This window comes from Dyadobacter sp. CY261 (assembly GCF_021440085.1).
GTDB lineage: Bacteria > Bacteroidota > Bacteroidia > Cytophagales > Spirosomataceae > Dyadobacter.
In genome coordinates this window covers 274,868-300,235 of the sequence record NZ_JAKCPW010000002.1, presented here as the reverse complement: position 1 = coordinate 300,235, position 25,368 = coordinate 274,868, and the positions used below count along the sequence as shown (strand labels likewise).

Annotated in this window: 20 protein-coding genes; 13 read left to right on the top strand and 7 right to left on the bottom strand. The window is 49.3% G+C overall.

All coding sequences use genetic code 11. From position 1 onward, the window contains the following. Positions 1–75 precede the first annotated feature (75 nt). The 4 genes from LZD49_RS08535 to LZD49_RS08520 all read left to right on the top strand — a co-directional run bounded on the left by LZD49_RS08535 (position 76) and on the right by LZD49_RS08520 (position 4,607). Positions 76–1,263, top strand: a complete 1,188-nt coding sequence (locus LZD49_RS08535; RefSeq protein WP_234666922.1) for a histidinol-phosphate transaminase — start codon at positions 76–78, stop codon at positions 1,261–1,263. A gap of 430 nt (positions 1,264–1,693) precedes the next feature. Further along, complete coding sequence (locus tag LZD49_RS08530; RefSeq protein WP_234666921.1) at positions 1,694–2,794, top strand: hypothetical protein; 1,101 nt, start codon at positions 1,694–1,696, stop codon at positions 2,792–2,794. A gap of 11 nt (positions 2,795–2,805) precedes the next feature. Then, the gene (locus LZD49_RS08525; protein ID WP_234666920.1) at positions 2,806–3,393 is read left to right on the top strand and encodes a Hint domain-containing protein; all 588 of its coding nucleotides are present in this window, start codon (positions 2,806–2,808) and stop codon (positions 3,391–3,393) included. Positions 3,394–3,548: 155 nt separating this feature from the next. Further along, a complete protein-coding gene (locus tag LZD49_RS08520) occupies positions 3,549–4,607 on the top strand; it encodes an agmatine/peptidylarginine deiminase (RefSeq protein ID WP_234666919.1) in 1,059 nt (352 codons plus the stop codon). A 16-nt stretch (positions 4,608–4,623) separates the two neighbouring features. Here the strand turns inward: LZD49_RS08520 and LZD49_RS08515 are convergent, their stop codons facing one another. Both LZD49_RS08515 and LZD49_RS08510 read right to left on the bottom strand, forming a co-directional pair. After that, positions 4,624–5,043, bottom strand: a complete 420-nt coding sequence (locus tag LZD49_RS08515; RefSeq protein ID WP_234666918.1) for a hypothetical protein — start codon at positions 5,041–5,043, stop codon at positions 4,624–4,626. A 58-nt stretch (positions 5,044–5,101) separates the two neighbouring features. After that, positions 5,102–5,908 carry a glycoside hydrolase family 25 protein gene (locus tag LZD49_RS08510; RefSeq protein WP_234666917.1) on the bottom strand — a complete coding sequence of 269 codons (807 nt, stop codon included), beginning with the start codon at positions 5,906–5,908 and terminating at the stop codon, positions 5,102–5,104. A 157-nt stretch (positions 5,909–6,065) separates the two neighbouring features. Between LZD49_RS08510 and LZD49_RS08505 the strand changes: the two genes are divergently transcribed. Next, positions 6,066–6,446 carry a hypothetical protein gene (locus LZD49_RS08505; protein ID WP_234666916.1) on the top strand — a complete coding sequence of 127 codons (381 nt, stop codon included), beginning with the start codon at positions 6,066–6,068 and terminating at the stop codon, positions 6,444–6,446. Positions 6,447–6,514: 68 nt separating this feature from the next. Here LZD49_RS08505 and leuS read toward each other — a convergent pair whose 3' ends face one another. Beyond that, positions 6,515–9,367 carry a leucine--tRNA ligase gene (gene leuS, locus LZD49_RS08500; RefSeq protein ID WP_234666915.1) on the bottom strand — a complete coding sequence of 951 codons (2,853 nt, stop codon included), beginning with the start codon at positions 9,365–9,367 and terminating at the stop codon, positions 6,515–6,517. A 377-nt stretch (positions 9,368–9,744) separates the two neighbouring features. On the opposite strand from leuS, the gene LZD49_RS08495 reads away from it, so the two are divergent. Continuing rightward, positions 9,745–11,235: a helix-turn-helix domain-containing protein gene (locus LZD49_RS08495; RefSeq protein WP_234666914.1), complete on the top strand. Its 1,491-nt coding sequence runs from the start codon at positions 9,745–9,747 to the stop codon at positions 11,233–11,235. Positions 11,236–11,426: 191 nt separating this feature from the next. Beyond that, on the top strand, positions 11,427–12,380 hold the full coding sequence (locus tag LZD49_RS08490; RefSeq protein ID WP_234666913.1) for a sterol desaturase family protein: 954 nt from the start codon (positions 11,427–11,429) through the stop codon (positions 12,378–12,380). 79 nt (positions 12,381–12,459) lie between these two features. Here the strand turns inward: LZD49_RS08490 and LZD49_RS08485 are convergent, their stop codons facing one another. Together LZD49_RS08485 and LZD49_RS08480 are read right to left on the bottom strand one after the other, a co-directional pair. Beyond that, entirely contained in the window at positions 12,460–13,623 is a 1,164-nt protein-coding gene (locus LZD49_RS08485) for an acyl-CoA dehydrogenase family protein (protein ID WP_234666912.1), read from the bottom strand. Positions 13,624–13,715: 92 nt separating this feature from the next. Further along, positions 13,716–14,639 (bottom strand): sugar phosphate isomerase/epimerase, encoded by a 924-nt coding sequence (locus LZD49_RS08480; protein WP_234666911.1) that lies wholly within the window; start codon positions 14,637–14,639, stop codon positions 13,716–13,718. A gap of 177 nt (positions 14,640–14,816) precedes the next feature. Here LZD49_RS08480 and LZD49_RS08475 point away from each other — a divergent pair, with 177 nt between their 5' ends. From LZD49_RS08475 to LZD49_RS08450, 6 genes are all read left to right on the top strand, one after another. Beyond that, positions 14,817–16,400 carry an NAD(P)/FAD-dependent oxidoreductase gene (locus LZD49_RS08475; protein ID WP_234666910.1) on the top strand — a complete coding sequence of 528 codons (1,584 nt, stop codon included), beginning with the start codon at positions 14,817–14,819 and terminating at the stop codon, positions 16,398–16,400. Positions 16,401–16,516: 116 nt separating this feature from the next. Beyond that, a complete protein-coding gene (locus tag LZD49_RS08470; RefSeq protein WP_234666909.1) occupies positions 16,517–16,681 on the top strand; it encodes a hypothetical protein in 165 nt (54 codons plus the stop codon). Between the two features lie 60 nt (positions 16,682–16,741). Beyond that, positions 16,742–17,395, top strand: a complete 654-nt coding sequence (locus LZD49_RS08465; RefSeq protein WP_234666908.1) for a CoA pyrophosphatase — start codon at positions 16,742–16,744, stop codon at positions 17,393–17,395. A gap of 167 nt (positions 17,396–17,562) precedes the next feature. Further along, positions 17,563–20,325: a DNA gyrase/topoisomerase IV subunit A gene (locus LZD49_RS08460; RefSeq protein ID WP_234666907.1), complete on the top strand. Its 2,763-nt coding sequence runs from the start codon at positions 17,563–17,565 to the stop codon at positions 20,323–20,325. Between the two features lie 177 nt (positions 20,326–20,502). Next, positions 20,503–21,108 (top strand): vancomycin high temperature exclusion protein, encoded by a 606-nt coding sequence (locus tag LZD49_RS08455; RefSeq protein ID WP_409021309.1) that lies wholly within the window; start codon positions 20,503–20,505, stop codon positions 21,106–21,108. Then, the gene (locus LZD49_RS08450; RefSeq protein ID WP_234666906.1) at positions 21,105–23,621 is read left to right on the top strand and encodes a DUF5686 and carboxypeptidase-like regulatory domain-containing protein; all 2,517 of its coding nucleotides are present in this window, start codon (positions 21,105–21,107) and stop codon (positions 23,619–23,621) included. Before LZD49_RS08455 ends, LZD49_RS08450 begins: the two co-directional genes overlap by 4 nt. Before the next feature lie 4 nt (positions 23,622–23,625). Here the strand turns inward: LZD49_RS08450 and LZD49_RS08445 are convergent, their stop codons facing one another. Beyond that, positions 23,626–24,603, bottom strand: a complete 978-nt coding sequence (locus tag LZD49_RS08445) for an ABC transporter ATP-binding protein (RefSeq protein ID WP_234666905.1) — start codon at positions 24,601–24,603, stop codon at positions 23,626–23,628. Positions 24,604–24,605: 2 nt separating this feature from the next. Continuing rightward, positions 24,606–25,184 carry a nitroreductase gene (locus LZD49_RS08440; RefSeq protein WP_234666904.1) on the bottom strand — a complete coding sequence of 193 codons (579 nt, stop codon included), beginning with the start codon at positions 25,182–25,184 and terminating at the stop codon, positions 24,606–24,608. Between the last annotated feature and the right edge of the window lie 184 nt (positions 25,185–25,368).

The window sequence follows — 25,368 nt, the reverse complement described above, 5'->3', positions numbered from 1 at the left end:
TGGCTTGTTTATTTGTAAATTGAATGAAGAGTTTTACTCCTAATATTAATCGTCACGTACTTAAACAATTGAACAATGAACCAAAAAATTGACCGTCGGAACCTTCTAAAATCCGGTTTAATGGCATTGGGTGGTATCGCCGTAGCCCCACACCTTACCGCTGGCGCATTCGAGAATACCCCATTGTCACTGGATCCCGAGAACCGCATTTTCCGCAGCCCAATGGTAAGAGAGAATTTCTTGCCAAACGACTTCAAGGCGCCCAAAATCATTGCCAAATTAAGTGCGAACGAAAACCCATACGGCCCGCCAATGTCGGCACAAAAGGCCGTTGCGGAGTCCGTGAAAAACGGTAACCGTTACGCATGGAAGGAAATGTATGATCTTATTGACAAAATAGCCAAGAAAGAAGGCGTCACTGCCGACCACATCATGATGGGCCCGGGTTCTTCCGACCTGCTCGAAAAAGTGGCATTGGTAACCTTCATGAAAGGCGGAAATATCGTTTCGGCCGACCCTTGCTACATGTCGCTCGTAAGCGTTGCAAAATCGGTAGGTGCAACCTGGAAGCCCGTTCCATGTACAGCTGACTGGTCGCACGATTTGAAAGCAATGGAAGCGGCGATCGACAAGGACACCAAGCTCGTTTACGTTTGTAACCCCAACAACCCGACCGGCGCTATTACCAAAGGTCAGGATCTGCTCGATTTCTGCTCACGCGTGTCGGAAAAAGTGCCTGTATTTGTAGATGAAGCCTATATCGAACTGGCAGTAGGTGCGGATACGCAAAGTATGGTTTCGCTTTTGGCTCAAAAGAAAAACGTGATCATCGCCCGCACATTCTCTAAAATCATGGGTATGGCCGGTATCCGCGTGGGCTACATTGCAGCGCAGCCAGAATACCTCGCAACGATCAACAAAATCACCCGCGGCGGAATGGGCATTTCCTACACGTCGATCTTCGCAGCATCCGCCAGCCTCGACGACAAGGATTTCCAGGGCACCACCCGCAAACTGAACCACGAAGCGAAAACCTACCTGTACGAGAACCTCGATAAAATGGGTTACAAATACATCCCGTCATACACTAACTTCGTGCTCTTCCCGATCAGCATTCCGGGCAAGGAGCTGCTCACCAAAATGACCGCCAAAGGCATCGCCGTCCGCTCTTTCGACATCCAGAACAAACCCTGGTGCCGCGTAAGCATCGGTACGATGGATGAGATGAAGGCGTTTGTAGGCGCGCTCGGGGCGTTGAGCTAGCAACAACGCCACCATCCTTCGACTGCGCTCAGGATGACACCTCGCGCATTGTCACACTGAGCGTAGTCGAAGTGAGCGTAGTCGAAGTGAGCGTACCGGGCCGCCGGGCGAAGTGCATGCAACATCGCCACCATCCTTCGACTGCGCTCAGGATGACACCTCGCGCGTTGTCACACTGAGCGTAATCGAAGTGAGCGTACCGGGCCGAGCCGGCGAAGTGCATGCAACATCGCCACCATCCTTCGACTGCGCTCAGGATGACACCTCGCGCGTTGTCACACTGAGCGTAGTCGAAGTGAGCGTACCGGGCCGCCGGGCGGGCGAAGTGCATGCAACAACGGTAACATTTTCACTCCTATTACAACACTCTGCGAAAGCAAACCCTCTTTAATCATCGATACTCCTATTACCCATAAAAATATTCTGGACTATGAGTGACGCATTACAAAAAACCATCACGCTATTACTACTAATTGCTTTGGGATTGTTGCTCAAAAGCAAATTCAAGAATAAAGACCAAACCAACGGCATCAAGGAGATCATTCTCTCGGTGGCGCTACCCTCAACGATATTTATCTCTTTAATGAAAATCGACATCGATTCGTCGATGTTCATCATTCCGCTCGTTACGCTGATCTTCAATTTCCTGATGTTCTTTTCCGCGCCGCTTGCATTCGCATTGTTTGGAATAGAAAAGAACAGCCCTACCGGTCGTACTTTGATGATGCTCATTCCTTCACTGGCGCCGGGCCTGTCTTGTTTTCCATTTATCGCAGAATTTTTGGGTGAAAAAAGCCTTGCTATTGCAGCCCTCGCCGATGTGGGCAACAAATTTTTCGTGCTCATTTCGCTGTACATTCTCGCGATGAATATGTTCCTGAAAAACAGCGACGACAAAGAAACCAAGATGGGCGGAAAGCTCAAAAGTCTGTTTGCAAGCATGTTCCAGGAGCCCATTAATCTGCTGATTTTCATTGCAATCATTCTGCTCAGTGTCGGAATAAACTATAATACGCTGCCGCCTTTGGTAACGGATATTTTTGATAAAACGAGCGCCATGATGACGCCGCTTGTGCTTCTTTTCATCGGTCTGGCCGTGCAACTAAAAGAAGGTAAGAAGCGTATCGTTGCATGTATCCTCTTTTTTCGCGCCGGCATCACCATGCTCATTAGTGCGGGGATGATTTATGTGCTCAACATTACCGATCTGAATATGGTGTTGCTGTCGATTGTGATCCCATTGAGTGCCGCCAGTTTCTGGCCGCTAGCACACATTTCGGCATTCAACCTGCGGGAAGATGCCAAAGCCATGCCGAAGGAAAAAAGAACATTTGATCTCGAGCTGGCTGTATTATTACTTGCATTCTCATTACCATTCTCAACGATATTAATTTTAGCAATTCTGTCTTCCGGTTCATTCTTTGCACATACCTCCACGCTCATTACCGCAGGGCTGATCCTGATCTGCCTCGGTGCGGTGCCCAATGCGCTGAGTAAGGTATTTGTAAAAATGTCGAAGGCTTCGTCGTAACCTAACACAACATGAAGGTCCTGGCTACCAGTATTTTTTCACTCCTGTCACTCACAGTATTTGCCCAAACCGAGATCACAGCCGTCAGCAGCATTCAATCGCAGGCGACGATCCGGATGGCGAAAAGTACCAAAAGGTGCAAGTATTTCTCGGCCAGCGCGCCGGTGACAATGGCCGACGGCAGCATGAAATCCATCGCGGACGTGCGCGTGGGTGAGCATGTGAAGACTTGCAAAGACGGTAAAACTGCCAGCACGCAAGTGAAGCAGATCGATGTTTTCAACCAGCCTACTTCGCTTTTGACCGCGGTGTACCTGAGGCCAGTGGACGATAATGCGTCATCCGATTCGCCGATCGTCCCCGCATTGCTACTGGAAGCCACGCCGAACCATAAAGTGCAGACCAACCGGGGCAGAAAACGCATGAAGAGGCTCTCGAAAAATGATATTCTCTATCATTATGAGCCTTCAACCGGCATTGTGTCGTCCTGGAAAGTCGGAGCGGTTCAGGAAAATGCGAGGCGCGTCAACAAGGCCTACAACCTGGAAACGGTAGATGGCACTTATCTGGTCGACAATGTGATGGTCTCCAACAACTGATCTTATTATTTACTCAGCAATCCGGTAAAGCCTCGTTCGCGGGGCTTTATTTTTTGTATTCCAATGCGCAAACTTTCCTTGTAATTGGTCAGCTTCGAAACCTTTTACGACCTTTACACTTTCATTTTGAGCAGAACTGATACATTAAATATACCGTGACAGCAAATCCCGCTTCATCCACACCCCGCGAACTTGGTTTTACTTTCCCAGCCGAATGGGCACCGCACCGTGCTACTTGGCTTACTTTTCCGCATAACGATGCCTCGTGGCAGGGCGACAAACTTGCCAAAATGCGGCCCCAATATCTGGCATTCATCAAAGCGATTAGCCAGGGTGAAAATGTGGGCATTATCGCCAATGACGAGGCATTGAAACAGTTCATTATTGGGGAGCTTATGAAGACGGGTGTAGATCTTGCCAAAATAGAGCTGATAGTAAAACCTACCAACGACGCCTGGTGCCGCGATCACGGTCCTTCTTTTGTGGTAAATCCAGACACCGGAGAGAGAATGATTGTTGACTGGGGCCATAATGCCTGGGGAGGCAAATATCCACCTTACGACGACGATAATCGTACGCCTCAGGCTGTTGCGGAATACCTGAATTTGCCGGTAGTCAATCCGGGCATCATTATGGAAGGCGGCTCTGTCGAATTTAACGGCGCAGGAAGTATTTTAACCAGTAAGTCCTGCCTCCTGAACCCGAACCGCAACCCACATTTAAATCAGGCCCAAATCGAACAGAAACTGTACGACTACTATGGCGTTGAGCAAATACTCTGGGTGGAAGACGGCATTGTCGGCGACGATACCGACGGCCATATAGATGATACCACGCGTTTTGTGAATCAGGATACCATCGTAGCCTGTGTAGAAACCGATCGTTCTGATGAGAACTTCGAAGTTTTGAACACCAATCTGCAAATGCTGAAAGAAATGCGGCTGGTCAATGGCAAGCAACCCAATATCATTGAACTACCCATGCCCAAAGCCGTTATTATTGACGATTTCCGTACACCGGGCTCTTATGCCAACTTCCTGATCTGCAATGCGGGCGTAATCGTGCCGGTATTCAACAATCCACACGACCAGATTGCCATCGATATTCTGGAAAAAGCATTTGCCGGACGGAAGGTTATTCCACTCCTGGCTACCGAGATCATCTGGGGCCAGGGCAGCTTCCATTGCCTGAGCCAGCAGGAGCCAGCTGTTTAATGCGAAAAGGCCCGCGCTATCTTTTATCGAATTCGTACCATTTGAGGTGGGTCGCATCATCACCCTGCAATGCTACGCTAGAAACCGTAAGTTTTTCGGGAGCTGCCAATACGGAAACCTGGACGAACCGTCCGTTCATGTTGATATAAGAAAAATCGAGCTTTTTCGCATCGGTAATCTCCACTTCTGTTACCAGGTCCCTGCTCTTCGTCTGCGAACCATCGCTCCGGACGATCACTTTGGTCATATCGAGGTCGATCACATTGGCGGAGCGTCGCTCCACAATCCACGAATACTTCGACACAAAGCCCAGAGGCGAGGCGATTGCATACTCGTAGTTTCCGATGAAATTCCCGCTTGCGTCTCCATTGACAGGATCGGATTTCGAGCATCCAACAAAAAACATTACGATCAGAATAAGGATAACGTTTTTCATACCAGCAGTTTAAGGGTGAAATATAACTGATATTAATACGAAAGTAACCTTAAATAAATTATTCGGCGTTCGCCAAATTATCCCAGTCAGTACGTTCGTGCAGGAACACATTATAATCTACAAAACCGCGGATGCCGTCGACCCAGCCCTTTTCGCTGTGTTGCCAGAATAGTACGTGCGCATCTGCTGCGAGGTCGTTCAGGTGCGTGCGCGAGTAGCCTGCGAGCCAGAGGGGATATTCATCGAAGTTACCGGCGATGTACTTTTTGTAATAATGCTCGTTTACGTAAATAATGGGTTTTACGCCATAATGCGCTTCAACAAGCGTAAGCCAGTTGCGGACACCTTTAATAATGATATCGTCCGGCTTTCCGCCATTTACTTCCAGGTCGAGTACAGGCGGTAAGTCCCCTGCTTCCATTCTCACCTGACCGATGAAATTATCGACCTGCCGATCCGACATTACGCGCGGATTATAGAAATGATAAGCACCTCGCTTCATCCCTACCCTTTTAGCTTCGGTCCAGTTTCGTTTGAATTGTTTGTCGAGATGCGTGGCGCCTTCCGTGGCTTTGATATACACAAAATCGATACTTACATTTTCAGAACGGGCGCTTTTTAGTTTGTCCCAATTGATCTTCGCATTGTGATGGGAAACGTCGATGCCGTGAACGGCATAGCGCAATGGCAGTTTGATCCCGAACTTGCTAATAAATTCCCACTGGTTCTCATCCGTCCGCTCCGACCACCAGATGAGCCCGCCGATGACGGCAATTACAGCTCCAATGATCACCCAACCCTTCGCAGGCAGCGGTTTTAAGTACTTAATTTTACTTCCCGAGGAGCGGGTTTTCTTTTTTACCATACCGTGCAAAAATACGAAAGATCGTTGTTCCCGACATATCGCCACTCATTTTCCGTCGTTACCATTCATGTACTATGCAATACATAGTACCTGCTATTACCCATATATTTGAATCAAGCAAACGGAAATATTAATCACCTTTTAAATAAACAGAGCCATGAAACCTTCAATCAAAACAATCGCAATGACAATCGTTTTCGCTGTAACTTTTGCTTTCAACACATTCGCTGACGACAAAGAAGGCAAAAAAGCGGTGATCTTCGAAACCGGCATTTTCGCTTCAAAAAGCGGCAAATTACACGTTAATGTAGATAAGTATACCAACGACAAGGCGCTGGTAGTGATCACAAACTACAAAGGCGACGCCATCCACCGTGATATGATCAGCCGCAGCACCGACAAATTCAGAAAAGCCTATAATATCAACGAATTGCCCGAAGGCAGCTACACCGTTGAAATTTCGGCCGCCGGTAAAAAAATCGAAAAGCACTTCGAAGTAACCGAAATCCGTACCGACCGTCGCGTCGCTGTTAAGTAAACCCTCCTCAAAAGCAAAACGGCCAGATCGGGATTCCGACCTGGCCGTTTTGCTTTTTCAAACGTGGATCAGATCACCACGTTCACAATGCGCTTCGGTACAACGATCACTTTTTTCGCTGGCTTGCCTTCCATCCATTTCTGAACGGTTGCGTCCGCCAAAACTTCTTTCTCGATATCGGCCGAAGGCGTATCCAATGGAAACGTCAGCGATGCACGCACTTTGCCGTTGATCTGCACCGGATATTCGAATACCGAATCCTGTACATATTGCGCTTCGAACACGGGGAATGCAGCTTTGGACACAGTGCCTTTTTCATTACCCAATGCATCCCACAATTCTTCCGAAGTGTGTGGCGCATAAGGTGAAAGCAAAATTACCAGCTGCTGCAACACTTCCTTACTCTGGCATTTCTGACTGCCTAATTCATTGACACACACCATAAATGCGCTCACAGCGGTATTGAACGAGAAGTTCTCAATATCCTCACCGATCTTTTTAATCGTCTTGTGCAGGATTTTTAATTCTTCCGGCTTGGCGGGAACATCTTTTACCTGCCACTGGCCGGTTTCGGTGTAAAACAGGCGCCACAATTTGCGGATGAAACGGTATGTTCCGTCGATACCATTGGTATTCCAGGGTTTCGCCTGGTCCAATGGCCCGAGGAACATTTCGTACAAACGCAAAGTATCTGCCCCATAGCGTTCCACGATATCATCGGGATTCACGACGTTGAACTTGGATTTGGACATTTTCTCCACTTCCACCCCGCAAATGTATTTACCGTCTTCCAGAATAAATGTCGCATTCTCTCCTGCAATATCAAGCCGTGTCGCCTTGAATTTCTCCACATCCAGCACATCGTTTTCGACAATATTCACGTCCACATGCAATGCCGACACCTGATATTCGGATTTCAAACCCGCACTTACAAAAACAGGCTTGCTATAATCTTCCCCCTTCACGCGATACACAAAATTGCTGCGTCCCTGGATCATCCCCTGGTTGATCAGCTTCTTGAACGGCTCTTCCTCCGGAACATAGCCGCGATCTTTCAGGAATTTGTTCCAAAAACGGCTGTACAGCAGGTGCCCGGTCGCGTGCTCGGTGCCGCCGATGTACAAATCCACATCTTTCCAATAGCTGATCGCCTCTTTGGAAGCGAATTCTCCATCGTTTTTGGGGTCCATATAGCGGTACCAATACCAGCTACTACCTGCCCAGCCTGGCATCGTGCTCAGTTCGTAGCCATTGCCGGTGCCATGCGCCCAATCGTGGGCACGTCCTAGCGGAGGCTCGCCATTTTCGGTAGGCAAGTATTTGTCCACCTCCGGTAAATTCAAAGGCAGCTCATTCAAATCCAGTAAATGCGGTACTGGCTGGCCTTCGCTGTCATTTTTGTAATAAACAGGTACCGGCTCGCCCCAGTAACGCTGACGGCTGAACACCGCGTCGCGCAGGCGATAATTGATCTTTCCTTTTCCAATTCCTTTTTCTTCCAGCCAGTCGATCAGCACGCTGGTCGCCTCTTTATAAGTTAAGCCATTAATGATCCCGGAATTGATATATTTCCCTTCCTTAGTCGCGTCGGCTTGCGTTTCAACATCCTTTTGCGCGTCCAGGATCGGGATAATGGGTAAATTGAAATGCGTCGCGAAGTTCCAGTCACGCTGGTCACCCGACGGTACCGCCATTACCGCGCCCGTTCCGTAACCTGCCAAAACGTAATCGGCAATGTAAACCGGCACTTTCTCACCATTGAACGGATTGACCACATACGCGCCGGTGAATGCGCCCGAAACGGTTTTCACATCCGACATCCGGTCACGCTCCGATTTCTTCTGCGTCATAGCAATGTACGCATCGATTTCCCCACGCTGCTCCGGCGTCGTGATCACATCCACCAACTCATGCTCCGGCGCGATTACCATAAAAGTTACGCCGTAAATTGTATCCACCCGTGTTGTGAACACTTCAATGTGTTGGGAGGAAGTGACATTACTTTCTCCCTTTCCTCCGTCCTGCCCTTCTTCCCCATTCCAAACCTGAAACTTGACAAGCGCCCCAACAGACCGCCCAATCCAATTTCGTTGCTGCTCTTTTAATGATTCCGTCCAATCTACCGTATCCAAACCATCAATCAAACGTTGTGCATAAGCCGTAATCCGCATCATCCACTGGCGCATTAGTTTCTGGATTACGGGAAAACCACCGCGCTCCGACACACCGTCTTTCACTTCGTCGTTGGACAATACCGATCCCAGGCCGGGGCACCAGTTTACGGTAGCGTCGGCCACGTAGGTCAGGCGGTATTTCAATGTCATTTTATACTGTACTTCCTCCGACCACGAATTCCATTCGTCTGCGGTAAATACAGGGGTATCTTCGTCGGCTGGTGCGTTCACTTTGGCATTACCTTCCTGTGCGAACTTTGCTGTCAGCGTTTCGATCGGCTCTGCCTTGTCGCTATCGTTGTTGTACCAGCTGTTGAAAAGCTCGCAGAAGATCCACTGCGTCCATTTATAGTAACCGGGATCCGATGTCCGCACTTCGCGTGCCCAGTCGTAGCTCAGTCCCAGGTTTTTCAACTGCTCGATATAGCGGGTAATGTTTTGCTCCGTGGTGATGGCCGGGTGCTGACCAGTCTGTATCGCATATTGCTCAGCCGGCAACCCAAAGCTATCGAAACCCATCGGGTGCAGCACATTAAAGCCTTTCAACCTTTTGTAACGGGAATAGATGTCCGAGGCAATATAGCCCAGCGGATGCCCCACATGCAGCCCGGCTCCCGAGGGATAGGGAAACATATCCAACACAAAATATTTGGGCAGATCCGACTCGTTCGACACGCCGAATGTGCTGTTGGCCTGCCAGAAATCCTGCCACTTTTTTTCTATTTCACGATGACTATACTCACTCATATCCTGTTAGTTGTTATGCTTTTACACGGGGAGGGTGGTGTGTATATTCACCCAGAGCCCTGATTATCAGAAATTAAAGCTTTTGTTTATTTTTGATTTCCCAAAATAAACCGCAAAAATAGCGTTTTTTAACCGGATTTGGGCGCTCGCGTGCATTATTCATATTGTTGGAGTTTAGTGTTTGGAATAAACAGTTTAGGCGTGCATGATACGAGCAGGACGCTCTCCCTGTATTGGAATTAACATAAACTGTGTGACCGGCCCCTATTTTTTATCCGTGATAACCGCCGAATGCGGGGCTATTTCTACTTTTGGGTTTCAATTGTTAAATTGCCTGTAAACAAAATCGCACAAAATCAGGCCTATACCCTAGCGCAGTGGCAATCAATCAAGATAATGTAAGACTGGTTTTCGGGCTCAAACTCAAACAGCTCCGGCTCGACAAAGGAATGTCCCTCAGCGAACTTTCCCAGAAATCGGGGTTGTCGATTTCTTATATCAATGAAATCGAAAAGGGAAAAAAATACCCAAAATCCGACAAGATCCTTGCATTGGCAGCCGCTATGGAAGTGGATTACGACACGCTCGTTTCACTGAAACTGAGCAAACGACTGGAACCTATCTCCGACCTGCTCAGCTCTAATGTACTAACCGAACTGCCTCTCGAACTCTTCGGCATCGACCCTGCTAACCTCCTGGAAATCCTTTCCGACGCGCCTACGAAGATCAGTGCGTTCGTGGGTACGCTCATCGAAATTGCCCGCAACTACAACATGTCGATCGAGAAGTTCTATTTCTCGGCTTTGCGTACCTACCAGGAAATGCACGACAACTATTTCGAGGACATCGAACTCGAAGCGGAGCGTTTTCTGACCGAGCACAATGTACCCGCCACGCAACTTCTGGACGAAGGATCGCTCGAAAAAATCCTCAGAGAGCAATATCATTACACCATAGAGCCGATCAATGAGCGGACCAACCCCGAGTTTGCCACCGTGCGGTCGCTCACCATTACCAATACAACCGGTACACGTTTGCTGATCAATGCGCACTTATCATCGGTGCAGCGGGCATTTATTTACGGGCGGGAGATCGGCTATTTGTATTTAAATCTTAAAAACCGGCTGCATACTACGGCGCTGGTGGAAGCGGAATCATTTGAGCAACTGCTGAATAACTTTAAAGCGTCCTATTTCGGCAGTGCCATTATTATCAAACGCAGCTTGCTGGTAGCGGCCGTCGCCGATTTTTTTGCACAAAAAAGCTGGCAACCCGAGAAGCTCATCCAGCTCATTCACGATTTCAACACAACACCGGAATCATTCTGCTACCGGCTCAGCAACATCCTGCCGCGGTATTTTGGTATTAACCAAATTTTCTTCTCGCGGTTCAACAACTTCGTGGGTCAGAATATCTTTCACATGACAAAGGAGATGCACATTTCAAGAAAGCATTATCCGCACACCGTTCGTGACGAGCATTACTGCCGCCGCTGGGTAGCCCTGACGGTACTCAACGATCTCGGCGATATTATTCAAGCTAAACAACCGCCACGCATTCTCTGTAAAGCACAGAAATCGACCTACATCGATACCCGGGACCAGTATCTCGTTGTGAGTTTCGCGCAACCAATGTCGCCCACGCCCAACCTGAATGTGAGTGTATCCATGGGCATTTACCTCGACGAGCAGACGCGCGAGAAACTGGCATTTCTGGAAGATCCCGCATTGCCGTCCCGCGAGGTAAACCAAACTTGCGAACGCTGTTCCCTTTTCGATTGCCGCGAGCGCATTGCCGCGCCGGTGATCCTTCAAAAAAGGCACAAAAATGAAGAATTAAGAAAAGCGCTTAAGAAAATGATTAACTAACCATTTTCAGCGGCTTATAATATTTGTAACCGTAAACCCGGGAAATTTTGAACCTTCAATGGGGGTTTCCTGTCAAATGAATGTCAGGTAGGTAGCTCGCTGGTTTCTATTAAAAAATTCTTAGAAATAGGCGGGTGAAAGCTTACAGTACACTTCTCAACTATCTTTGTTTACTATTTGGACAAATTGCTATGCCCGGCACTTATGATTTCGAAGATCTCATTCTGAAACTGTCAACGCCGTTTTATGTCTGTCTGATTGCTCTCGAGATCTTCTTAACACACAAAACACCACACGAGGAACTAGCCAAACGTCCGGCTTATTCCTTGAAAGATACGTTGATGAATGCGGCGCTGATGTTCCTCAATGGTGGCATCGACCTGCTTTTCCGCGCTGCTTATATAGGGGTGTTAATCTGGTTTTATAACTTTTCGGTCTTTGAGCCCATTACCAACCCTTACTTATACTGGTTTGCACTTTTTCTGGCCGAAGATCTGGCCTTTTACACGTTGCATTATGTAGATCACCATTCCCGGCTATTCTGGGCCGTGCATGTGACGCACCATTCGTCGGAACATTTTAACCTCACAACCGGCTTCCGGTCATCGGTATTCCAGCCGCTTTACCGCTTCGTGTACTTTGTTCCGCTTGCATTAGTTGGGTTCGATCCCGCTGATATTATCGTCATGTATTCGATTACCCAGATTTACGGCATTGTCGTGCATACCGAATACGTACGTAAGCTGGGTTGGCTTGAATATATCTTCGTAACGCCCTCGCACCACCGCGTGCATCATGCGAGCAATGTGCAGTATCTCGATAAAAACATGGGCATGTGCCTCATCATCTGGGATCGCATTTTTGGCACATTCCAGGAAGAATTGCCCACCGAGCCACCGCGTTACGGCCTCACCAAACCCATTGATCAGCAGGGACTGACCGACACCGTTTTCCACGAATGGAAAGCCATCGGAGAAGATTTCAAACAGCCCATAGACTTCAAAACAAAGCTAAAATACCTCTTCAAAGCACCAGGCTGGTCACCGGACGGGTCGAGGGAGACGAGTAAGGATTTGCAGCGAAAAATGGCTGCTGCGCAGCCGACGATGGACCATGGACCATCGACGATGGATCGTGTATCCTAATTTTGTCGTGGTGTGATCTCATCAAAGTGATGTTCAAGCCAAATACCTGGTCTATGGCCCATAGTCAACACCGCAGCGTTCATTTAAACGCCGCCACCCCCGTAATCTCAGCCCCCAAAATAAGGAGATGAATATCATGCGTCCCCTCATAGGTAATCAGCGATTCGAGGTTCATCATGTGGCGCATAATGGGATATTCGCCGGTAATGCCCATGGCGCCGAGGATTTGGCGGGCTTCGCGGGCAATGTTGAGCGCCATTTCCACATTGTTTCTTTTCGCCATCGAGATTTGCACCGTAGTCGCCTCTCCGGCATCCATTAGATTTCCTAAGCGCCAGGCCAGCAATTGTGCCTTTGTAATCTCCGTGAGCATTTCAGCCAGCTTTTTCTGTGTTAATTGAAAGGCAGCAATCGGTTTATCGAACTGAATGCGTTCTGCGGCATATTTCACAGCGGTTTCATAACAATCGATCGCCGCACCGATGGCACCCCAGGCAATGCCGTAGCGCGCTTTGTCGAGGCATTTCAGAGCGGCTTTCAATCCAACTGCGTCGGGAAGTATATTTGTTTGGGGGATGAATACATTGTCAAAAACCAGCTCGCCGGTCGCACTTGCCCTTAACGACCATTTGTTATGAATTTCGGGCGTTGTAAAACCTTCCATCCTTCGTTCCACGATCACACCCTGAACTCTTCCTTCCTCACTTCTGGCCCACACCACGGCAATATCCGCGAATGGTGCGTTGGAAATCCACATTTTGGAACCATTGAGCGTATAACCATTGTCGGTTTTAGCCAGATATGTTTTCATTCCGGCGGGATTGGAACCGTGGTCGGGCTCCGTTAATCCGAAGCAGCCAAGCCATTCGCCCGTAGCAAGTCTAGGCAGATATTTCTGTTTCTGCTCTTCCGAACCGAATGCATAAACGGGCCACATGACCAGCGAACTCTGCACCGAAACCGTCGACCGCATTCCCGAATCGCCTCTTTCAATTTCCTGGCACATCAGGCCATAACTGGTATAATCAAGCCCGCCTCCGCCATATTCAACCGGAATCGTTGGCCCGAAAACGCCCAGCTCTCCGAATTTCGGGATTAAATGCCGGGGAAATTCGGCTTTCTGGGCCAGCTCTTCAATAATAGGTTTGATTTCCCGATCCGAAAAATCACGCACAGCCTGCTGAATGAGGCGTTGCTCCGGGGATAGCAGGTCGGAGATATTGAAAAAATCGGTGCTAGGCATGATAGAATCAGGCGTACATCAGTTTAACTTTGGGTTTGGGGATTTCCCTTCCAAGCTCAATTTCAAAATTAATCTTACATCATCAAAGCAAATCAAACCCCAAAAACCTTCTTCACATACACCAAATCCTCTTGATGCGCCTGAACGCCATCCATCGTTTTCGGCGAAGTCTTTTCGAGGCATTGTTCCAAAACCAAATGCGGCTTCACACCCAGGCCATCGAGCATTTGCACTAAACGCGGGTAGTCAATATCGCCTTCCGTAAATGTCTCCTGCCAGATTCCGCCTTTCGATTGCCGCAAATGCAGCTCCGAAATGCGCTTGCCGTACAATTTCACAATGTCGAATAACGCCACCTGCGAATTTCCAGATCCGCGGTACACCCAATGCACATCCAGGCAAAGCGACACGTTTTTCGGATCGGTCGCGAGGAGCATGTGGTGAAACTCACGCGCCGCTGCACGGAGCTCTACGTCGTGCGTGTGGTATGCGAGGGTCATTCCTCGTTTTTTGAGTTCCGCACCCAATTTGTCGAGATTTTTGGCTTGCTCGGTAAGCTGCTCGTCGGATTTGTTTTTATCACTTCCCCACTGAATGGGATTCGGGTTGGTTACGATAATTTTCGTTTCTGCCGGTTTCAGCGCGTCGGCAATGGCTAATACAGATTCTATGGATTTCGAGGCGTCCGCTGCCTCGTGCAATGCGGTGTTTACATAAACAGAAGGCATTGCCAGTTTGTATTTTTTGAGCAAAGGCAACAACTTCGGCACCTCTTCGGCATGGTTAAATGCAGGTTCATAGGCTTTCAAACCAGTTGACGCAAACTCCGCAAGAGAGGCGTCCGGATCCTTTCCCCAGTCTTTGCCATCACGGGCGTAGAATGTGATCCAGGAATATTGGTTGCATGATAGTGGAAATGGTGTGGCATGCTGCCCGGCCCGGGCGACTTCGGACAGTGCGGCTACTCCGGCCGATACGGCGAGTGTGTTCAGGAATTGGCGGCGGTTCTGCGACATGGTTGAATGTTTTGAAGTCTTCTTGATCGTCGGTATGCAGAAAAGAAAATCTCTGCAGTTTGCTACCCGGAAGCTGGTCAGAGGTGATCAAAAATGGTCAGGGGGGTGATCAGAGATTGTCCGCTTCAAAAGTCTGCTTACCTTTGCGGTATTAAAGGATAAATCCCTTTCTGTACCATGCATCAAACACTTCAACTGACCCTGGCGCCCGAAATTGCGCTGGACGAAGACAATTTCCGTCGCCACATTATTCATAAACTCCGCCTGCGCGACGGCGACAATCCCATTATCCGCAAAACACGCCAGTCGATAGATGCCCGCAGCCGACAGGTAAAAATCAATGTTCAAGCGGAAGTTTATGTAGGCGAAACGCCTCCTGCACTCGCTGGTGAGCGAATAATGTACCCGGATGTAAGCAACCGCCCCCAGGCACTAATCGTCGGTTGTGGCCCCGCAGGAATGTTCGCAGCATTGCGATTGATCGAACTGGGTATCAAACCGGTGCTTTTTGAAAGAGGCAAAGACGTCCGCACGAGGCGACGCGATTTAGCGGCAATCAATAAGGAACATCAGGTCAATCCCGAATCCAATTACTGTTTTGGCGAAGGCGGTGCCGGAACTTATTCGGATGGAAAACTTTATACGCGCTCCAACAAACGGGGCGATATTCGGCGTGTACTTGAAATATTCGTAGCCCACAGCGCCAGCGAACAAATCCTGATTGACACGCACCCGCATATCGGCACCAACAAACTGCCGGTGGTAGTTTCGGAAATGCGCGAAACCATTCTGAAAGCAGGGGGAGAAATTCATTTTGATAACAAAGTAACCGATCTGATCATCCGCGACAATCAGATCACGGGTGTGGTCACCAACGATAAAGACGAGCACACCGGCATCGGCGTCATCCTGGCGACAGGCCATTCCGCACGGGACATTTACGAGCTTTTGCATTCGAAAAACATCCTGATCGAAAGCAAATCCTTCGCCATGGGCGTGCGTATTGAGCATCCGCAAAATACTATCGACAAAATTCAATATCACTGCGAGACCGATCGCGGGCCATATTTACCCGCGGCATCGTATAGTCTGGTCACGCAAACCCGCTATAACGGCGTGCAGCGGGGCGTCTTCTCTTTCTGCATGTGCCCCGGCGGCTTTATCGTTCCGGCAGCGACGGCATCGGGTGAAGTGGTGGTAAATGGGATGTCGCCTTCCCGCCGCGATTCTCCCTATGCCAATTCGGGCATGGTCGTAGCCATCGAAGAAGCCGATCTCGCGCCCTACAAGGATTACGGCCCGATGGCCGGTTTGCAACTGCAACGCGAATTGGAACAAGCCGCCTGCAAACTTGCAGGGGCTACTCAAACAGCGCCCGCCCAGCTCGCCCTGGATTTTGTCAAAGGCCGTACGTCGGCCCGGTTGCGCGATACTTCCTATCAGCCCGGCCTGCAATCGGTAGACCTGTACGAAGTTTTGCCCGCGCACATCGCATTCCCGTTACGCGATGCATTATCGGATTTCGGCCGCAAAATGCGCGGCTACCTCTCCGGCGACGCACAACTGATCGGTGTTGAAAGCCGCACTTCCTCCCCCATCCGCATCCCGCGCGAACGCGAAAGCTGCGAGCACCCCGAAATCAAGGGCCTGTTCCCCTGCGGCGAAGGTGCAGGCTATGCAGGAGGCATTATGTCCGCTGCCATGGATGGCGAAAGATGCGCCGAGCAGCTGGCGACGTTGTATGCGCACAGGCCGGTGTAAGCCATTACAATCATTACTGGTAATTGTTATATTTGCATCTATTGATCCAATCAAACCACACTATACTATGCCAGAAATTTTCCGGATGTTCGGGCTGAGGTTCTTCTTTTTGAGATATGAAAATCAGCAAAGTGTGGTTCGACGAAACCAATAGATATCTGGTACTCGACAGCGGTCATACGATCGGCAATCCGCTTGCGTGGTTCAAGCGGCTGGATGAAGACCTGAGCCTCGAAAGCTTCTTTGATTTCAAAAGAGAGCTTCATTATGCAAAAATTTAGGTTGGATAGTTTAAATTACAAAAATGTCCGTCACCTAAGTATCCCATTAACTCCGCCAAAATGGCCGCACTGGAATCATTTTCCGCATTTACCGAACAGCTAACCCAGAAACTTAAATTCCCTCTGCCTGGTGAAACGGCCCACCAGCTCATGATGTCGACCAGCAAACTGCGCCTCACGTTTAAACCCAACACACGCACCCGGAAGAGCGCGGTATTGGTTCTGTTTTATCCCTACCAGAACGACATTTATTTCCCGCTTATCCTTCGACCAGCTTATGACGGCGTCCACAGCGGCCAGGTGGCATTTCCGGGCGGGCGTTATGAACTGAGCGACGAAAACCTGATCCGCACGGCTTTGCGTGAGGCGCAGGAAGAAATAGGTTTAAGGCTTAATGATGTCAAAATCCTGGGTGCATTGACGGAGCTATTCATTCCTGCCAGTAATTTCCATGTCCTGCCGGTCGTGGCGGCCATGCCTTATCGACCCGGCTTTTATCCTGATCCGCGCGAGGTCGAAGATATTTTTGAGATCAAACTTGAAGAGATTTCTGATGTTAATATTATCGGTTCGAGTGACATTCAAGTGCGTGGGGAACAGGTACATGCACCGCATTACATGGTGCAGGGTTACAAAATTTGGGGTGCTACGGCGATGATGATCAGCGAACTGTTGGCCGTCCTCAACGCGTCTGAGCCGGGCGCTGAAAGCTGAGTTTTATCGCTTATTTTGCTATATTAGCAGTTAATTCAACCCAATCTTCCGGCAAACTTCACCCTGTTTCTTCCTTTTGGATTGAGCCAGTCCCCTAATGAAGACCGGGAAATCGGAAGGTCAATTAATTTTTACTGAATTCTTAAAACCTGGTTCCTCCTGCATTTATGGACGAAAACGGAGCTACGCCCGAAGTAGAAGATAGCGGATTGCATGATAAACTGCCCATTTCGGGCTTATACGAAAACTGGTTTCTCGATTATGCTTCTTATGTAATTCTGGAACGTGCCGTCCCGGCGATCGAAGACGGCCTGAAACCCGTTCAGCGGCGCATCATGCACGCGCTCAACGAAATGGACGACGGCCGCTTCAACAAGGTGGCCAACGTCGTCGGGTCGTCGATGCAGTACCACCCGCATGGCGATGCTTCTATCTATGATGCCATTGTCAATATCGGGCAGAAGGAGCTACTTTTTGACACCCAGGGTAACTGGGGTGATATCCGTACCGGTGACGGTGCCGCTGCGGCCCGCTACATCGAGGTGCGCCTTTCCCGATTTGGCAAAGATGTCGTTTTCAACGACGACACCACCGAATGGCAGCTATCCTACGACGGCCGTAAACGCGAACCCGTTACATTGCCGGTCAAATTCCCCATACTGCTCACGCTGGGTGTAGAGGGTATCGCAGTGGGCTTGTCTACCAAAATACTCCCGCATAACTTCTGTGAACTGATCGAGGCTTCAATCGGCATTTTGCAGGGGAAAGATGTCATTATTTATCCCGACTTTCTGACCGGCGGCCTTGCCGACATCTCCAATTACAACGATGGTCACCGTGGCGGCAAGGTCCGTGTCCGTGCCAAAATCGAGGAGGAAGACAAAAAGATGCTCGTCATCCGTGACATTCCCTTCGGCACCACCACCACTTCGCTGATCGAATCGATCATCAAGGCGAACGACGGGGGCAAGATCAAGATCAAGAAAGTGGTGGATAACACCGCCGCCGACGTGGAAATCCAGGTACATCTGGCACCGGGCGTGTCGCCCGACATTACGATGGACGCGCTCTATGCGTTCACCGAATGCGAGGTCTCCATTTCGCCTAATGCCTGTATAATTATTGGCGAGAAGCCTCATTTTGTCGGTGTTACCGAGATTTTGAAATACAATACCCAGCAAACCGTCCATTTATTACAGCGCGAGCTGGAAATCAAGCGGTTGGCATTGCTGGAAAAGATCCTGTACGGCTCACTGGAAAAGATTTTCATCGAAAACCGCATTTACAGGGATATCGAAGAATGTGAGACTTTCGAAGCAGTGATCCGCACGATCGACAAAGGATTAGAGCCTTATAAAGCACAATTTTACCGCGTGATCACCGACGACGACATTGTGGAACTGACCGAGATCCGCATCAAACGGATCTCGAAGTACGACGGTTTCAAGGCGGATGAGCTGATGCGTAAATGGGAAGAAGACCTTGCCGAAACCGAGGATAACCTGGCCAACATCACGCGTTTCGCCATTGAGTATTACAGGGAATTACTCAAAAAATATGGAAAAGGAAGGGGCAGAAAAACCGAGATTCGTGCATTCAATCAGATTTCAGCCAATGTCGTTGCGGCCAACAACCAGAAATTGTATGTCAACCGCACGGAAGGTTTTATAGGTTATGGCCTCAAAAAAGACGAATACGTAATGGATTGCTCGGATATCGATGACATTATCGTGTTCCGTGGCGACGGCCGCTGTGTGGTTACCAAAGTGCAGGACAAAGTCTTTGTCGGCAAAGACATTATCCACTGCGCCGTTTTTCTTAAAAATGATGAGCGTAAAGTTTATAACCTGGTTTATGTGGATGGTAAAACCGGTGTTTCTTACGCGAAACGTTTCCAGGTAACCGCCATCACCCGCGACCGCGAATATGAGCTCACGCAGGGCACGCCGAAATCGAAGATTACCTACTTCACGGCCAACGACAATGGCGAAGCGGAGATCATTACCGTCAACCTCACCGCGCAGAGCAAAGCCAAGGTCAAGCAATTTGACTATAATTTTGCGGACCTGCTGATCAAAAACCGCAGCGCAATGGGTAATATTCTGACGAAATATCCGGTTAGAAAACTCACCCTGAAACAGGCCGGACGTTCGACGCTGGGCGGCGTGGATATGTGGTTCGACCCGATCATCGGCCGCTTGAACCGTGACGAGCGCGGCGAATACCTTGGCAATTTCGGCCCGAGCGACAATATCGTGGTCGTTTATAAGGATGGTTCGTATGAGCTAACCAACTTCGACCTCACCAACCATTACGAACCGCACGACGTATTGCTCGTCAAGAAGTTTGATACCAAGTTACCCATCACCGCCATTTATTTTGATGCGGGCCAGAAACAGCACTTTATCAAAAGGTTTAACATCGAAACTTCGTCGCTCGACAAGAAATTCCTTTTCATCAGCGACACTAAAAACAGCAAACTGATCCTTGCCAGCACGGATATACGCCCGCGACTGGAAATCGTGTATCCAAAAACAGCTCAAAAAGAACAAGCCACAGAGGAATATCTGGTAGAAGATATGGTCGACATCCGCGGATGGCGGGCACAGGGTAACCGCATTCCGAACGACAAGTTCAAGGAAATCCGTTGGCTCGAACCGTTGGCCGTTCCCGTGGAGGAAGTCGCCGAACAAGCGACTGACGATATTCCGGACGATGAACATAGCGGGGAAGAAGCTGCCGGCGACGCGCCGAATGCTTTGGTTGAAAATACTGTTAACCAGGAAGGCGACGATGCCGGCGAAGATACCGGGATCGATGAGGAGCAAGCTGATGACGACCCCGACACAGAGTCTAAGACCGAACCGAAATCGAAAAAAGATTCAAAAAAAGGATCGGACCCTAAAAGTCAACTCGGATTGTTTGAATAAGCCAGAATATTATAATTTCCAGATCAGCAGCAACAGAAAGAGCCGTTGATCGCGTATATCAGATCAAAAAGCACGATCATCGGGGTGTACGCGATCCGGCGACTTGAAATTTACAAGGCAACGCGTATACAGGTGAAAAAATTGATCAAAGTCATATTAGCCTTATTATTCGCCTGCATGGTTTTTATCCTGCTATGTAATTTCTGGGTAGTTTATTGCACGCGACAATACTCCTACTTTTCCATCGGAAACCTGCCACCGAATGACGTGGCGCTGGTGCTAGGCACCAGTAAAAAATCTGAAAAGGGTGCTGAAAACCTTTTTTTCAAATACCGGATGGAAGCAACCGCCCGGCTTTTCAAGGAGGGAAAAATCAAATACATCATCCTCAGCGGGAATAACGATTCGCAATACTATAACGAACCGCTGGATATGCAGCGCGCCCTGCTAAACCTGGGCATTCCCGAAAACGTGATGACGCTGGATTATGCCGGCTTCCGCACATTCGATTCGATCGTCCGTTGCAAACAGGTTTTCAACCAGGATAATTTCACCATCATTTCCCAAAATTTTCACAACGCAAGAGCATTGTATATTGCTCATAATGAAGGAATTAATGCCATATCCTTCGCCGCTCAGGACGTTCCTGACGGTTACTCGTTCCGCACGCTTATTCGCGAATACCTTGCTCGCCCGAAAGCCGTGCTCGATGTCCATATCTTGCGTCCCGCTGCGGACGTGACTTCCAATACCCAGATCGGCAAAAATAAGCATGACGAATGAGGCCGCGCGTGTACATAGCCGCCTTCATTCTCTTCGCGACGATCTGCCATAAAGGCATCTCGCAGGCAGTTTACGCCATTAAAGGCAAGGTTACCGATGCCACAACGGGTGATCCCATTCCGTTTGCCAATATCGGGATCCGCGGGCAGCTCGCCGGAACGACCACCAGTTTTGACGGCGTTTATCAACTCACATTTACACCTCCCGCCGATTCGGTCGTCGTTACGTATGTGGGTTATACAGGCCGGAGCAAAGCCATCGCGCCGGGATTGAAGGAGCAGGTGATCGATATCCAGCTTTCGCCGGGAACAACCCTGCTTCGGGAGGTGAAGATCCTTGCCGGTGAAAACCCCGCCTATGCGATCATGCGTAAAATCATGGCCCGCAAAAAAGCCAACAATCCCGACGAGCTTACAGCTTACGAATATGAAGCCTACAACAAGATCCAGATCGACATCGATAATCTTTCCAAAGGGTTCAGAAGCCGCAAGCCGGTCAAGAAAATGACCCATATTCTCGACAAGTTCGATGAAGTGAAAGGCGAAAATGGCGAGACGATCATCCCAATCTTTATCTCCGAATCTGTTTCGGATGTTTTTTACCGCCGCGACCCGCAGAAGAAGAAGGAAGTGATCAACAAAACCAAAGTCTCCGGCGTCGGATTGACAGATGGAAGCATGGTTTCACAGCTGGTCGGTTCTACTTTCCAGCAATATAATTTTTACAACAACTGGCTGAATATCCTTCAAAAGGACTTCGTCTCGCCCATTTCGGACAATTGGCGGCTTTACTATGAATATTATCTCGCCGACAGCATTGCCAATGGCTCCGGCTATGATTATCAAATCGATTTTGAACCCCGGCAGAAGCAGGACCTCGCATTCTCCGGTTCGATGTGGGTCGACAGCGAAACGTTTGCATTGACGCAAATCGACGTGAGTGTAGGAAAAGAAGCCAACCTGAACTACATCGACCGCATCAAAATCCAGCAATCCTATGAATTGTCAGAAGACGAAAAAAATTGGTTACCCCGTAAAACGCGCGTAATGATCGACGTCGACGAGCCAACACCGCAAGCGGCAGGAATGCTTCTGAAATTCTATTCGGCTCAATCTAAATACAAAACAGACGCGCCGCGTGAATCCCGGTTTTACGACACGGCCATTGAGCTTAAAGAGGATTACCTCGACCACGATTCCGCTTTCTGGATGAAAAGTCGCCCCGAAGGCCTGAGTCCGTCCGAAAAATTGACCTTCGAGTTGATCGATTCCTTGAAAGCACTGCCGGTAGTAAAAACGTATACCGAGATACTGAACGTTTTTGTAAATGGCTACAAAAGGATCGACAAATGGAATATCGACCTCGGGCCATACCTTTTTTTGTATGCCAACAACAAAGTGGAGGGCCATCGCTTCCGCCTGGGCTTCCGGACTGATCCCGGGTTTAGTAAAAAATGGATTTTCAGTGGTTATGGCGCTTACGGCACACGTGACGGCGAGTTCAAATACGGCGGCGGTCTGGATTACATCATCAGTCGTAAACCCTGGACAATGGCTGGTATCTCCTATTCCAAAGATCTGGAGCGCCTTGGACTAACGGCCGAGACCATCGGTCCGAGTACCATTTTCGGGGCCTTGTCGCGCTTCGGGGCGTTTCGCCGGCCATACTGGCAAGAGGATGTTTCAGCTTATTTGAAAAGGGAGGTCGTAAAGGGCCTGACTGGTAGCGTGCAAGTCCGACATCGCACTTTTGACCCGCTGTTTCCCTTCACTTACCGCACTAATCCGACGGCAGGTGACGATTCGCCAGTCAAAAGTGCATTCGATATTACGGAAGTCAATTTCGAGGCGCGCCTTGCTCAGAAGGAGACATTCCTTCTTAACGATAATGAGCGTATCAGCATGGGAACCGGCAATTCCCCGGCATTTACCTTGCGCTATACGCATGGCTTCAAGCGTCTGCTGGGCGGGGATTTTAACTACAATAAATTCTCTTTCAATATCCGGCAGAGTTTCCGGGCGGGCGTCATCGGGCGTACCTATTATAATGTTACGTTCGGGTATATTCCCTCTACCTTGCCCTACCCGCTGCTTTACACGCCGCTGGGTAATGAGTCGCTGTTTTATGTCGAGAATGCCTATAATCTGATGCGCTATTTTGAATTTATCAGCGACCGGTATTTCGCTTTGCGCATGGAGCATAATTTTGAAGGATTTATATTGAACCGCATTCCGGCAATCCGGCGGCTGAAATTGCGAATGCTCGCCACAGGCAGGCTGTTTTACGGCAGTCTCCGAAATGCCAATCAGTCGCTGACGACCACTACCGACGAGTCAGGACAAAAAATACTCACATTCAGCCCGTTAAACGACAAGCCCTACGTGGAGCTAGGCTATGGGATCGACAACATTTTCCGCACCGGCCGGGTCGATTTCATTCACCGGCTCACGTATCTCGACAATCCGAATGTGACGCCTTTCGCTGTGAAAATTTCCTTCTGGTTCAAATTGTAATGCATCAAATGCGTTTGAGGTCTTTGGATGCATAGGTGAGCTTTACCTCTTGCCCGATTTCGAGGTCGGGTTTGTTTCTGTAAAAGGATATTTGTTCTTTGCCTTTTACACAGCGGATCTCCCAATGATTACCATGAAAGCGTACGGCTTCCACCTTGCCTGCCCAGCGGCTTTTCTCCGGATTGCGCGTTCGTTTTATCTTTTCCGGGCGAATGTAGAACTGCTTTTTACCCTGTTCCCCCGCGATCCAGTTAATATCGCCAGTCAGTTCCGCCACATAACTGTTAACGGGCTGGTCGTAGACTTCCTGCGGGGTTCCGATCTGAATGATCTTGCCGTCGCGCAGGACCGCGATCCTGTCCGACCAGGCCAGGGCATCGGCCGCTTCGTGCGTTACGAAGATGCAACTCATTTTCTCTCGCTTTCTCAGGCGCTCGATGGCATCGGCGAGTACGCGGCGATTGTGGTTATCCAAATGGGCGAAAGGCTCGTCGAGCAACAACACATCGGGCAGTTCAGCAATCGCTTTGGCAATAGCTGTGCGCTGCTTTTCTCCTCCTGACAGCAATTTTGCCTTGCGGTCTTTTACGCTTTTCAATGCGGTTGTTTCCAGCAGTTCCGCCACTTTTTCGAGCCGATAGTCAGGCTCATAGAAACGTAGCGAGTAAGCGATATTTTCCTCTACCGTCTGGTTTGGAAACAACTCAAACTCCTGATGAATGAGTTTTATGGCCTCATGCCCGGGCATCAACTCGCTGGCAACGGATTTGAGTAGCTGTCCTTTGAAAAAAACATCACCTTGCTCCGCATCCAGGAAACGTCCCAGAATGCGTAGCAAGGTGCTTTTTCCCGATCCGCTTTCGCCCAGGATCCCCAGCCATTCGCCCGGCGCCAATTCGAGGTCGATGCCGGAGAGGACAGCGTCGGTACCAAATGTCTTGGTGATTTGCTGCGCGCGCAGGGTCGGCTGGACCTGTTTCATGATCAGGCCCAGGTAATTTTGTCTTCGATAGGGCTATTGCGGCGTGCTGGTACTTCGGGGGCATTGTGATACCCCAGGTAGTACAATCCCAGACATTTCTGGCCTTCGGGCAAGCCCATGTATTCGGCCAGTTCTTTTAACACCGCCGGGCTGCTCCAGTACGATCCAATCCCGTAAGCGGTGGCAGTTAGCCACATATTTTGTACCGCACAGGCCACCGCCGCGATTTCTTCCCATTCCGGCAGGTCGTTCGGATGGAGTTCCGCATTGACAGCGATCACGCAGGCCGATTTCAGGATTTTCTCACCCGCAGCCTCGTAACGCGCTTGTGAAAATGATTCAGCGGGCGTATTGTTGCGGTAACGCTCCATGAAGAAACTGGCCAGATGCTGTAACTTTTCGTCCCCTCTGAACACCATAAACCGCCATGGCTCCGTACGCTTGTGCGTGGGTGCGTAATTGGCGTTTTCAAGGATGTTTTCAATGACTTCCTGTGGAATTTCCTTCTGGATATAGTTTGGCGGGAAAATGCTCCGACGTGTGCGGATAATATGGTTAATAACTTCTACTGTTTGGTCCATTTCAGAAATTTTGCTGCTTTTCAATTTGTCAAAGGCCAAAACTAACGATTATTAGGCCGTTTTCCGTCAAATCAGGCGAAGTACTACCCGTTTTTCAAATCATAACTAAATTTTACCCCGAAGGCATGCTAGTTTGCCGCTAAACCATTATTTTCAGCCTCTTCTTTGGCAAAAACCGTAATTT

Excerpts from the sequence above, each read along its gene's own strand:
- LZD49_RS08450 (WP_234666906.1), top strand. The coding sequence starts at position 21,105 with ATGAGGCCGCGCGTGTACATAGCCGCCTTCATTCTCTTCGCGACGATC.
- LZD49_RS08440 (WP_234666904.1), bottom strand. The coding sequence starts at position 25,184 with ATGGACCAAACAGTAGAAGTTATTAACCATATTATCCGCACACGTCGG.
- LZD49_RS08490 (WP_234666913.1), top strand. The coding sequence starts at position 11,427 with ATGCCCGGCACTTATGATTTCGAAGATCTCATTCTGAAACTGTCAACG.
- LZD49_RS08515 (WP_234666918.1), bottom strand. The coding sequence starts at position 5,043 with ATGAAAAACGTTATCCTTATTCTGATCGTAATGTTTTTTGTTGGATGC.
- LZD49_RS08530 (WP_234666921.1), top strand. The coding sequence starts at position 1,694 with ATGAGTGACGCATTACAAAAAACCATCACGCTATTACTACTAATTGCT.
- LZD49_RS08505 (WP_234666916.1), top strand. The coding sequence starts at position 6,066 with ATGAAACCTTCAATCAAAACAATCGCAATGACAATCGTTTTCGCTGTA.
- LZD49_RS08510 (WP_234666917.1), bottom strand. The coding sequence starts at position 5,908 with ATGGTAAAAAAGAAAACCCGCTCCTCGGGAAGTAAAATTAAGTACTTA.
- LZD49_RS08445 (WP_234666905.1), bottom strand. The coding sequence starts at position 24,603 with ATGAAACAGGTCCAGCCGACCCTGCGCGCGCAGCAAATCACCAAGACA.
- LZD49_RS08455 (WP_409021309.1), top strand. The coding sequence starts at position 20,503 with ATGGTTTTTATCCTGCTATGTAATTTCTGGGTAGTTTATTGCACGCGA.
- LZD49_RS08525 (WP_234666920.1), top strand. The coding sequence starts at position 2,806 with ATGAAGGTCCTGGCTACCAGTATTTTTTCACTCCTGTCACTCACAGTA.
- LZD49_RS08485 (WP_234666912.1), bottom strand. The coding sequence starts at position 13,623 with ATGCCTAGCACCGATTTTTTCAATATCTCCGACCTGCTATCCCCGGAG.
- LZD49_RS08465 (WP_234666908.1), top strand. The coding sequence starts at position 16,742 with ATGGCCGCACTGGAATCATTTTCCGCATTTACCGAACAGCTAACCCAG.
- LZD49_RS08470 (WP_234666909.1), top strand. The coding sequence starts at position 16,517 with ATGAAAATCAGCAAAGTGTGGTTCGACGAAACCAATAGATATCTGGTA.
- LZD49_RS08460 (WP_234666907.1), top strand. The coding sequence starts at position 17,563 with ATGGACGAAAACGGAGCTACGCCCGAAGTAGAAGATAGCGGATTGCAT.
- LZD49_RS08475 (WP_234666910.1), top strand. The coding sequence starts at position 14,817 with ATGCATCAAACACTTCAACTGACCCTGGCGCCCGAAATTGCGCTGGAC.
- leuS (WP_234666915.1), bottom strand. The coding sequence starts at position 9,367 with ATGAGTGAGTATAGTCATCGTGAAATAGAAAAAAAGTGGCAGGATTTC.
- LZD49_RS08535 (WP_234666922.1), top strand. The coding sequence starts at position 76 with ATGAACCAAAAAATTGACCGTCGGAACCTTCTAAAATCCGGTTTAATG.
- LZD49_RS08480 (WP_234666911.1), bottom strand. The coding sequence starts at position 14,639 with ATGTCGCAGAACCGCCGCCAATTCCTGAACACACTCGCCGTATCGGCC.